The organism is Pseudomonas sp. HY13-MNA-CIBAN-0226 (assembly GCF_040310305.1).
Lineage (GTDB): Bacteria > Pseudomonadota > Gammaproteobacteria > Pseudomonadales > Pseudomonadaceae > Aquipseudomonas > Aquipseudomonas gregormendelii.
This window is the reverse complement of sequence record NZ_JBEOPS010000065.1, coordinates 1-592: the sequence shown is the minus strand read 5'-3', so window position 1 is coordinate 592 and position 592 is coordinate 1. Positions and strand designations below refer to the sequence as shown.

Annotated in this window: 1 pseudogene; it reads left to right on the top strand. The window is 58.4% G+C overall.

The annotated features are described in order from the left end of the window. Positions 1-560 (top strand): annotated as a pseudogene (locus AAEZ05_RS27755) (IS5-like element IS1384 family transposase); the annotation flags it as partial. Between the last annotated feature and the right edge of the window lie 32 nt (positions 561-592).

Sequence of the window (592 nt, the reverse complement as noted above, 5' to 3'; positions counted from 1 at the left end):
ATGCAACGCTGATCAATGCGCCCAGTTCGACCAAGAACAAGGACGGCAAGCGCGACCCGGAAATGCACCAGACCAAGAAGGGAAACCAGTATTATTTTGGCATGAAGGCCCACATCGGCGCCGATGACGAATCGGGTCTGGTGCACAGCGTAGTGGGCACGGCGGCCAATGTGGCGGATGTCACCCAGGTGGACAAATTGCTGCATGGCGACGAAAACGTGGTCTGCGCCGATGCAGGCTACACCGGTGTCGAAAAGCGGCCCGAGCATGAAGGACGTGAAGTTATCTGGCAGGTGGCGGCACGCCGCAGCACCTACAAAAAACTCGATAAGCGCAGCGTGCTGTACAAAGCCAAGCGCAAGATTGAAAAGGCCAAGGCTCAGGTGCGCGCCAAGGTCGAGCATCCGTTCCGGGTAATCAAGCGCCAGTTCGGTTACACCAAGGTGCGCTTTCGCGGCTTGGCCAAAAACACGGCGCAACTGGTGACACTGTTCGCTCTGTCGAACCTGTGGATGGCGCGCCGACATTTACTGACGAATGCAGGAGAGGTGCGCCTGTAATGCGGGAAATGGCCACCGGAGTGGGGTCCGGG